Here is a 9,210-nt window from a genome sequence, read left to right as displayed (position 1 = left end):
AGCCGGCGGAAAATTGCCGGCCCGGCGCGCCCGCGGGCGTTGCCGTCAGCCTCGGCGGGGCGCTTCGGCGGGCGGCGTGCCGTTGTGGAACAGGGACTTGAGCTGCGAGCGCAGTTCGGGCGAGTCAGCGTGCTTGTGCACCGTGGTGGCGTGCTGCACCGCGGCTTCCAGCAATTCCTCGTCCGAGTCCGCGGACAAGGCGACCGAGCAGTTCATCTCGCTCGGATACTCGCGGCAATCGATGTATTTGCGTGTCATGGGGCTCTCCCCGCGCATGCCTGCAAAGGCATTGCGTGCTTGAACAGCCGGCGCGCCAGGCGCAACACACCGGCGCGATGGCGCGTCGCATCGCGGCCGGTGTTTTCAAAGTATAGGTCTGCGGCGCGCGCCGCAGACGTCTTATTTCAAGGGGCCGCGCCGGGTCCGTTTCACGCCGGCGCCGCATCGGCGGCGGTGTCGCCGTGCGAGACGGGTCGACCCAGCAGATAGCCCTGGAAGTGCGAGCAGCCCTCCGCCGTCAGGCGTTCCAGCTGCGCCGGTGTTTCCACACCCTCGGCCGTCGTCGGAATGTCCAGGCTTCGGCCGATGCCGTTGATGGCGCGGATGATGGCCAGCGCCTCGCGGCTGGATTCGACGTCCTGCGTGAACGACTTGTCGATCTTGATCTTGTCGAACTCGAAGGTGCGCAGGTAACCCAGCGACGAATAACCCGTTCCGAAGTCGTCCAGCGCCACCTTGACGCCCAGTTCCTTCAAGCGGTGCAGCGTGGCCAGGTTGCCCGAGGAATTGGTGAGCAGCACCGATTCGGTGATCTCCAGTTCCAGCCGGCGCGCGGGCAGGCTGGACTTGGACAGCGCGGACTCCACCAGCGACACCAGCGCGCCGTTGGTGAACTGACTGGCCGACAGGTTGACCGCCACGGTTTCGTGGTCGTCCCAGCGCATGGCCTCGACGCAGGCCTCGTGCAGCGTGAAGGCGCCCAGTTCGTGGATCAGGCCGGTTTCTTCCGCGATGGGGATGAAGTCCTGCGGCATGATCAGACCCTTTTTCGGATGCTGCCAGCGCATCAGCGCCTCACGGCCCACGATGCGCACGTGGCTCACGTCCATGATGGGCTGGTAATAGAGCTGCAGCTGATGCGAGATGATCGCCTGGCGCAGATCCATCTCGACCTCGTGGCGCCGCAGCGCGGCGGCTTCCATTTCAGGCTCGAAGAACGCCAGGCAGTTGCGGCCGTTGCGCTTGGCCTCGTACAGCGCCATGTCGGCGTAGCGCAGCAGGTGGTCGGCCGACAGCGCCTGCGATTCCGAGATGGCGATGCCGATGCTCACGCTGACGGGCACGGTGTGCCCGGCGATCTCGAACGGCTGGCGCACCGCCTCGATCAGGCGCTCGGCCAGCTTGCGCACGTCGTCCTGCTCGGCGATGTTGGGCAGCACGATGGCGAATTCGTCGCCGCCCAGCCGCGCCAGCGTGTCCTGTTCGCGCAGGTGCTTTGGCAGGCGCTTGGCCAACAGGCGCAGCAGTTCGTCGCCGTATTGATGGCCCAGCGTGTCGTTCACGCTCTTGAAGTTGTCCAGATCCAGGCACAGCACCGCGGTCGACCGCTCGCGGCTGGCGCCCAGCGCGCTCAGCAGCCGGTCGCGGAACAGGCGGCGGTTGGGCATGCCCGTCAGCGTGTCGTGATGCGCCATGTAGCGCACCTGCGCGTGCGCCGCATTCTCGTCGGTGACGTCGTCCGCGATCAGCAACACGTAGCGCGAGCGCGGATCATTGCTGTGAAACGCCAGCGTCTTGGTATGCAGTGTGCGCGGGCCGCGCGCGGTGGCCAGCTCTTCTTCCTCTTCGCGCATGGCGCCGTCCGAACGCAGCGCGTCGTTGGTCAGGCGGTCGAAGAACGCGCACACCAGTTCGGGCAGGGCTTCTTGCGCCGTCTTGCCCTGCAAACCGCCCGGCTTGCCGCCAAACGTTTCTTCGGCCTGCCGGTTCGCCAGCAGGAACTTGCGCGACACGGCATCCAGCACCAGTACGCAGGAGGGGATGTTCGACACCACCGCCTGCAGGAAGGTCGACATGGACGTGAGTTCGCTGTTGTAGTGCTCGGCCATTTGCTTGGCCTTCAACAGCTGCTGTTCGCGTTCGCGGCGTTCGGTGTTGTCGCGCGTGACCTTGGCAAAGCCGATCAGCGCGCCCGAGTCGTCGTGGATGGCATCGATGATGACGTGCGCCCAGAACAGCGTGCCGTCCTTGCGCACGCGCCAGCCTTCGGCTTCGAACTTGCCCGTTTCGCGCGCGGTGGCCAGGCCGCGCTGCGGAACGCCGCGTGCCTGGTCTTCCTCGGTGTAGAAGCAGGAAAAGTGGCGCCCGACGATTTCTGCGGCGGTGTAGCCCTTGGCGCGCTGCGCGCCGGCGTTCCAGTTGGCGACGGTGCCATCCGGGTTGAGCATGTAGATGGCGTAGTCGACGACGCCTTGCACCAGGTGGCGGTACATGACGTCGGAATTGGCGAGGATCATTGGATGCGGCGGGCTCGCGCTCCGGCCGCGTTGGGGCAACGCGCCTGCGCGGATGTGCCCTGAAGGACTAGGGGTTATACGGATTTACGTCGTGAAGCCGGCAATATTTACCTTACCGTCACGAAAAAGACCAATCTATCGAATCGTGTCGTACAAACGCATTTCATTGCATCGGCCCGCGATCAGAATTTGACGCGTTGCTTGAGTGCCTGCGCGATCATGGCGACGTCGATGTCCTTGCCGGGGTTCTTCAGGCAGAAGTCGTGCAGCACCGCGATGTAGGCATTGCCCAGCAGCTTGGTGATGGCGCCGGCGGTGGTGGCCGCGATGGTGCCGCCGACGGCGCTACCCGCGCCCGGGATGAACTTCAGCATGCCCGAGACCACCGAGCGGCCGATGAGCGTGGCGGCCGATGCGCCCAGCGTGGACGTGACCAGTGTGGTGATCGCGGTGGTGTTCAGTTCCATGCCGAAGGTGATGCCGATCTTGGCGATCATGCCGACCTGGATCGGCACCAGCGCAAAGGCGTCCGAGAACGGAATGGGTGCTGCGGCGGCAGAGGCGGCCAGGCCCGCAGCCACGTTCACCTCGATCTCAGCCCGCTTTTTTTTTACTTCCAGGGCCTTCTTGTTGCGGGTGGATAGCGCGTTGGCGTAGGCGCGTTGCTGCGCCTCGGGCACGTGTTCGGCCGTCACCTCGATCAGGCGGTCCAGCCCCATGGGCGGCAATTCGGCGTCCAGTTCCTCGATCCATTCCGGCAACGCGCGCACGGCGACGACCTGCCGGGCGCGCGGCAACAGCTTGCGGGCCTCTTCGACGAACGGACTGTTCTTGCGCGCCTTGGTCAGCACGGCCACGACAGGGATGCCGGCCTTGTCCAGCATGTCGCACAGCTCGATTTCCGCGTCCTCGACGCGGTGGCTGCTGTCCTGGATGCACAGCCACGCCACGTGCAGGTGCCGGTCCTGGTCGTCGGATGCCGAGCGTTCCTGGATCAGCTCGGCAAGCTGCGCGCGCGACCGCTCGTAGTCGCCGACCTCCAGGCCGCGCGTGTCGATGATCGTGAGTGGATGGCCCGGCCGGGTAAATTCCTGCGTGGTCTGGGTGACGGGCTTGCCCGCGCCGGTCCGGGCAAGATCGCCGCGGAATACCGCGTTGAGCAACGTGCTCTTGCCCACGCCCGTCTTGCCGGCAACCAGGATGTTGACGCGGCCGGCGCCGCGCGTGGCCGTGCTGATGGCATCCGCGATGGCATCCTGCAGGTCGGGGTGGTCGGGGCGGATGGCGCTCATGAGGGGACGAGGAAAGCGTAGGAAGGATGGCGGAACAATATCAGACGACGACTTCTTTGGCGCAAAACGTAATCGCCGCTTAACGCGTCGTCCATACGGGGGACACCATCGGCACGAGTCATGTCCGTCATGCCCCTCAGGCGTCCCGTGGGGGGAATGGGGTTTTTTCTTGCCGTAAAGAAAGGGGCCGCAGCAGACGCCGCTTTTCGAATATTTGGGGGCGGATTGGCCAAGTCTTCAAAGGGTTACATCTCACATAATCCCCTCGCGCTTTCCCGAATGGCGCTGCGTAGAATCAGGCCGTTGTAAGGCTACGCCGCGGTACCCGCGCAACCATCATGCACCGTCTTGCGCTCGTCCCCCGCTTGCTGCGCTCGCGCCCCGTGACCAAGGGGCTGCGCTACTTGTACCGCTACACGCGGTCCAGGGCGGAGCGTCATAACGAAACGCTTTGGCCCTTCGTGACCGTGCGCCGCGACGGACCGGAGCGTCTGACCGGCTGCAACCTGCATGGCGTGCGCGGCCCAAAGACCCTCCCGCTGGCCGAATTGCCGCGAGGCATCGGCGGCGATGCGCACCTGATTCTCAGCGGCCCCTCCGTCGCGCAGATCGACTACGCCCAATGCCGCTTGCGTACCGTGATGGGCGTGAATGGCTCGATCGCCCTTCGCGCCCGCCATCCGGGGCTGAGGTTTGACTACTACGCCATGCTGGACGCGGGATTCGTGAAGAAGCGCCGCGACCTGGTGGCCGAGGTGCTGGCGCAGGACCTGGTGCTGTTCGTGACGCCCGAGGTCTACCGCTGGATTGCGCTGTTGTTCGACGATCGGGCGGTTCGCTGCCGCATCGCGCTGTTCGAGGAAGTGCATCAGCGCGCGCAGCGGCCGCGCGCGCAACCCGAGGCGCTGGAGGCGCAATTGCGCGCGGACGAAGAACTAGTGCTGTTCGATGCGCATCATCCGATGCACGCGCACGGTTTCAGCCTGAATGCCGCCCGCGGCCTGTTTGGCGGCGGAACGGTGGCCTATACGGCGTTGCAGCTGCTGGCCTGGCTGGGCGCCAGGACGGTGTACCTGCATGGGCTGGACCTGACGGCCACCGCGGGCCCGCGCTTTTACGAAAGCACCGGCGCGCAGTTGCCCACCGCGCTGGACCGCCAGTTTGCGGGACATATCGAACCCGCGTTCCGGCAGGCCGGCAAGCTGCTGCGGGCGCGAGGTGTCCAGGTCTACAACCTGTCGCTGCTGAGCCGGCTGGGCGACGACATATTTGAAAAACGGCATTGGACTTGTTTGCTGGAAGACCCTTCCCCGCAACCGCCGACGAGACCCGAATCATGAAGATCCTCTACACCAATTTCCATCAGGGCGATGGCGGCGGTCACACGACGTACGTGATGTCGCTGGCCCGCATCCTGTGCCAGAAATCGCAGGTCACGATCGGCGCGCCGCGCAAGAGCCGCCTGCTGGCCGAAGCCGAGGCCTTGCCCGGTCTGCGCACCGTCGATCTCGAATTCAAGGGAAAGCTGTTCGAACAGCTTGCCGCGCTGCGCCGCCTGCGCAACCTGGTCCGCCAGGAACAGTTCGACGTCATCCACGTCAACGGTTCCGCCGATCACCGGCTCTGCATGCTGGCCACCATGGGCATGGGACGCAAGCGCCCGTTCATCGTGTACACGCAGCATAACGACCGCGATGCCAACAGCCTGGGCGTACGCCTGCGCGCCAAGTGGGGCACCAACCGCGTCATCTGCGTGTGCAGCCACACATTCCGGCGCATGAAGCAGTCGGTGTTCCGCAACGAGGATCTGCGCGTGGTGCACAACGGCGTGGACACCGAGAAATACCGTCCGGCCTGCCGCACGGAAACTGCGCAGGCGCGCGCGCGTTTTCTGCCGCCCGCGCTGCGCGACCGGCTGGTGATCGGCAGCAATGCCGGCACGGCGGACTACAAGAGCTGGATCGACATGGTGGCTGCCGTGTCCCTGCTGCCCGCCGGGCAGCGCAGCCAGGTCGCCATTTTGATCGCTGGCGCGATGCCGGGCGATGACATGCTCAACCGGGTGGCCGAGCTGGGCATGCAGGATCAGGTGGTCTTCACCGGCCTGCTCGACAACGTGGAGCCCGTGCTGGCGGCGCTGGATGTGGGGTTTGTGCTGTCGTCCCGGCTGGAGACGATTTCGTTCGCGTGCCGCGAGATGATGGCCGCGGGCAAGCCGGTCATCGTGTCGAGCGTGGGCGGCCTCACGGAAAATGTCACCGAGGGCCGCAATGGCTGGATCGTGCCGCCCGGGTCCCCGGAATCGGTGGCCCGGACGCTGTCGGACATCCTGGCGAACCGCGGCGTGCTGCACGCCATGGGCGTGGATGCGCGCAGCACGGCGCTCAAGGAGTTCTCGCTGGCGACCTTCGTCGGCAATACCGAACGCGTCTACCGCGAGAACGCTTACGTCAGTAGTGGATCACCGTCCGGATCGACTTACCTTCATGCATCAGATCGAAGGCTTCGTTGATACGGTCCAGGGGCAGCGTGTGCGTGACGAAGGGATCGAGGTCGATCTTGCCGCTCATTGCGTCTTCGACCATGCCCGGCAGCTGCGTGCGGCCCTTGACGCCGCCGAACGCTGAGCCGCGCCACACGCGGCCCGTCACCAGCTGGAACGGACGCGTGCTGATTTCCTGACCGGCGCCGGCCACGCCGATGATGATGCTTTCACCCCAGCCCTTGTGGCAGCATTCCAGCGCGGCGCGCATCACGTGCACGTTGCCGATGCATTCGAACGAGAAGTCCACGCCGCCGTCGGTCAGTTCGACGATGACTTCCTGGATGGGCTTGTCGTAGTCCTTGGGATTGATGCAGTCGGTCGCGCCCATGGCGCTGGCCAGCACGAACTTGTTGGGGTTGGTGTCCACAGCGATGATGCGGCCGGCCTTGGCCTGCACCGCGCCCTGAATGACCGCCAGACCGATGCCGCCCAGTCCGAACACCGCAACGGTGTCGCCTTCCTTGACCTTGGCGGTGTTGTGCACCGCGCCGATGCCGGTGGTCACGCCGCAACCCAGCAGGCAGACCTTTTCATGCGGGGCGGCCGGGTTGATCTTGGCCAGCGAGATTTCGTTGACGACGGTGTATTCGCTGAACGTCGAGCAGCCCATGTAGTGATAAAGCGGCTTGCCTTCGTAGCTGAAGCGCGAGGTGCCGTCCGGCATGACGCCCTTGCCCTGCGTGGCGCGCACCTTCTGGCACAGGTTGGTCTTGCCCGACAGGCAGAATTTGCACTCGCGGCATTCGGCCGTGTAGAGCGGAATGACGTGGTCGCCGGGTTTCAGCGACGTCACGCCTTCGCCCACTTCCACCACCACGCCCGCGCCTTCGTGACCCAGCACGGCGGGGAACAGGCCTTCGGGATCGTCGCCGCTCAGCGTGAAGGCGTCCGTGTGGCAGACGCCCGTGTGCGTGATCTGCACCAGCACTTCACCGCGCTGCGGCGGCGCGACGTCGATTTCAACGATTTCCAGGGGCTTGCCGGGGCCGAATGCGACTGCTGCGCGTGATTTCATAGCGATGCTCCACGTAGATGGGGTTATTTCAGATAGGAACGGACGATGCGCATGAGGTCATCGATCTGCGATTCGGTCTCGGGCCTGGGGTCGGGCGGATTTGCCTGAGTAGACTGCAGGAAGGTTTCCCGCAGATGGCTTTCCAGCACTTCGGCCATCAGGCCGTTTGTGGCGCCGCGCAGCGCCGCCAGCTGCTGCAGCAGCGCGCCGCATTCCGTGCCTTCGTTCACCGCGCGTTCCAATGCTAACGCCTGCCCCTGAATGCGGCGCAGGCGCGTGACAACGCGTTTCTTTTCTTCTGGGGAGTGCGGCACGGCAGGCTCCGATTCGATACAGGGGGGGAGTATACGGATTTCGGGGCGGCGCGTCCAGGCGGAGCGTGCGCCGATGCCGTTGCCTGCATCGGTCAGCCGCTTCGGCCCCCCGCATCGGCCACCTATAATTTCGCCTGTCTTCCGCCCGACCCAACAGGAATATCCGTGGCCATGATTCCCTCCGACGTGCGGCTGTACCGGGCCGCGGACTATCCCCGCATGCCTTGGCGCAACGGCGGCGGCACGACCCAGGAAGTCGCCTGCAATCCGGGCGGCCATACCGCGTCGTTCGGCTGGCGTCTCTCGCTGGCCGACGTCGCGCAGGATGGCGGTTTTTCTGCCTTTGGCGGATATCAGCGGATCATCACCGTGCTGGAAGGCCGCGGCATCGAGCTGACGGTGGACGGGCAGCGCCAGCCGCCTTTGGCGCCGCGCATCCCATATGCGTTTTCCGGGGATTCACAGGTGGCGTGCCGCCTGCTCGACGGCCCCATCCGCGACTTCAATCTGATCTACGCGCCCGACCGGTGGCACGCCCGTCTGCAATGGGTGCGCGGCGCAGAACCCTGGGTGTTTCACAGCAGCGCGCGCAGCGTGCTGGTGTTCAATACCGGCGCTGATCTGACGGTTGATCTGGACGGCGCGCAGCATCGGCTGGCCTCGCGCTACGATTGCCTGCACGCCGAAGGGCACGACGGGCTGGGCCGGTATTGCCTGAGCGCCGAACACGGTATTGACGCGTGCGTCATTGAACTGACGCCGCGCGCGGTCTGACGCGCGCGGCGTTGAGGGAAAGCAACGCGTCAAAGCCACGGCAACAGCACGTAAACAGCGCGACATGACAGGAGCGGGGATGCGGATCTGCATGATGGAGGGCCCGGCCGGGCTGATGCCGGAAGGCGCGAACTGGGAAGGCATCGCCGATCGCATCCACGAATTGGCGCCCGACCTGCTCGTCACCAACGAAATGCCGTTCGGCCCCTGGCTGGCCGCGTTGCCGACCTATGAAGCCGCGCTGGCCGCCGAGTCCGTGCGCACGCACGAGGCGGGTCTTGCCGCGTTGGCGGCGCTGAACGTGCCCGCGATCGTGTCGTCCCGCCCCGTGTTTGCCGGCGAGCGTCTGGCCAATGAAGCCTTCGCATTGCAGGACGGGCGCTATGCGGCGCTGCATCACAAGCAGTACTTTCCGCAGGAGCCGGGCTTTTTCGAGGCAACGTGGTTCCACAGCGCGCGCGACGGATTCGAGGTCGCCGACGTGGGCGGCCTCCGTGTCGGCGTGCTGCTCTGCACCGAGCTGATGTTCAACGAACGCGCGCGCCGCTATGGCCGCGACGGGGCCGAGCTGATCGTCGTGCCGCGCGCCAGCGGCGCGTCGCGGGGTCGCTGGCTGACCGCCGGCGCCATGGCCGCGCTAGTGTCCGGCTGCTATGTCGTCAGTTCCAACCGTGCCGGGCGCACGCCCGAGGGGAGGGGGTTCGGGGGCGGGGCGTGTGCTTGCGAACCGGGCCGCGAACCCCGAGCGCAAAGC

General features: G+C 65.7%; 9 protein-coding genes. 4 read left to right on the top strand and 5 right to left on the bottom strand.

Going from position 1 to position 9,210, the window contains the following annotated elements:
* Positions 1-45 precede the first annotated feature (45 nt).
* From B3446_RS11130 to B3446_RS11120, 3 genes are all read right to left on the bottom strand, one after another.
* The gene (locus B3446_RS11130) at positions 46-258 is read right to left on the bottom strand and encodes a DUF1059 domain-containing protein (protein WP_056565214.1); all 213 of its coding nucleotides are present in this window, start codon (positions 256-258) and stop codon (positions 46-48) included.
* A 170-nt stretch (positions 259-428) separates the two neighbouring features.
* Positions 429-2,516, bottom strand: coding sequence for a putative bifunctional diguanylate cyclase/phosphodiesterase (locus tag B3446_RS11125; RefSeq protein ID WP_291380938.1), 2,088 nt, complete (start codon positions 2,514-2,516; stop codon positions 429-431).
* Between the two features lie 182 nt (positions 2,517-2,698).
* Entirely contained in the window at positions 2,699-3,808 is a 1,110-nt protein-coding gene (locus tag B3446_RS11120) for a YcjF family protein (RefSeq protein ID WP_291380936.1), read from the bottom strand.
* Positions 3,809-4,146: 338 nt separating this feature from the next.
* Between B3446_RS11120 and B3446_RS11115 the strand changes: the two genes are divergently transcribed.
* Together B3446_RS11115 and B3446_RS11110 are read left to right on the top strand one after the other, a co-directional pair.
* Positions 4,147-5,148 (top strand): hypothetical protein, encoded by a 1,002-nt coding sequence (locus tag B3446_RS11115; protein ID WP_191576411.1) that lies wholly within the window; start codon positions 4,147-4,149, stop codon positions 5,146-5,148.
* On the top strand, positions 5,145-6,320 hold the full coding sequence (locus B3446_RS11110) for a glycosyltransferase family 4 protein (protein ID WP_291380933.1): 1,176 nt from the start codon (positions 5,145-5,147) through the stop codon (positions 6,318-6,320). Before B3446_RS11115 ends, B3446_RS11110 begins: the two co-directional genes overlap by 4 nt.
* Here the strand turns inward: B3446_RS11110 and B3446_RS11105 are convergent.
* Positions 6,259-7,368, bottom strand: coding sequence for an S-(hydroxymethyl)glutathione dehydrogenase/class III alcohol dehydrogenase (locus B3446_RS11105; protein ID WP_056319378.1), 1,110 nt, complete (start codon positions 7,366-7,368; stop codon positions 6,259-6,261). The two genes, B3446_RS11110 and B3446_RS11105, sit on opposite strands and share 62 nt — an antisense overlap.
* Before the next feature lie 23 nt (positions 7,369-7,391).
* Positions 7,392-7,682 carry a metal/formaldehyde-sensitive transcriptional repressor gene (locus B3446_RS11100; RefSeq protein WP_175123774.1) on the bottom strand — a complete coding sequence of 97 codons (291 nt, stop codon included), beginning with the start codon at positions 7,680-7,682 and terminating at the stop codon, positions 7,392-7,394.
* Between the two features lie 171 nt (positions 7,683-7,853).
* Between B3446_RS11100 and B3446_RS11095 the strand changes: the two genes are divergently transcribed.
* Positions 7,854-8,456, top strand: coding sequence for a HutD family protein (locus tag B3446_RS11095; RefSeq protein WP_291380930.1), 603 nt, complete (start codon positions 7,854-7,856; stop codon positions 8,454-8,456).
* 79 nt (positions 8,457-8,535) lie between these two features.
* A partial coding sequence (locus B3446_RS11090) for a carbon-nitrogen hydrolase family protein (protein WP_291380928.1) occupies positions 8,536-9,210 on the top strand: 675 nt, incomplete at its 3' end.

This window comes from Achromobacter sp. UBA5777 (genome assembly GCF_002418565.1).
In the GTDB taxonomy this organism is placed as follows: Bacteria; Pseudomonadota; Gammaproteobacteria; order Burkholderiales; family Burkholderiaceae_B; genus Achromobacter; species Achromobacter animicus.
The sequence above is the reverse complement of the archived record's forward strand: the minus strand, read 5'-3'. Positions and strand labels throughout refer to the sequence as shown.